Below are 586 nucleotides of genomic sequence, written 5' to 3' on the forward strand. Positions count from 1 at the left end.
CGCTAGACGTCGCGTATTGAAAATAAAATCACTAAAACACGGAATTATTCAAGACAAAAGAGGTAATATCATGCGTACAGTATTTGGGATTGATGTGAGTAAGGCAAGTTCTGAGGTGGCAATTTTAGTCAACGGTGAAAAGATTCATGGATACACTATGCTCAATGACGCCATTGGCTTCAATCGTCTTTTGAATGACTTGAAAACTGTTCATAACCCTGAGATTATATTTGAAGCTACTGGTGTCTATTCTCGGCGTCTTCGAGCCTTTCTTGAGGAATACGGCTACGCTTATACACAGCTGAATCCTTTGGAAGCTAAGAAGCAACTGGACAGTCTGCGAGTTCGTAAAACAGACAAAATTGACGCTGAAAAGTTGGCTCATTCTCAGTTTATACTCAATCGTAAACCAACTTATGCGCAGGAAGAAGTTTATCAACACCTGCGTGATTTAAGCCGTTTCTATCAAAATCTTACAGAAGACATTGTTAGAGCTAAAAACCGTCTACACAAGGTCTTACAAGTCACCTTTCCTGAATTGGAAAATCTCTTATCCACACCAACTGGAGAGCAATATTGGAATTTA

General features: G+C 39.4%; 1 protein-coding gene. It reads left to right on the top strand.

What is annotated here, in order from left to right:
* Window positions 1-70 precede the first annotated feature (70 nt).
* Window positions 71-586 (top strand): IS110 family transposase (locus HMPREF2837_RS01995; protein ID WP_148131784.1); only part of this gene is annotated, 516 nt, incomplete at its 3' end.

Source organism: Streptococcus sp. HMSC071D03, from assembly GCF_001812125.1.
GTDB lineage: Bacteria > Bacillota > Bacilli > Lactobacillales > Streptococcaceae > Streptococcus > Streptococcus pseudopneumoniae_N.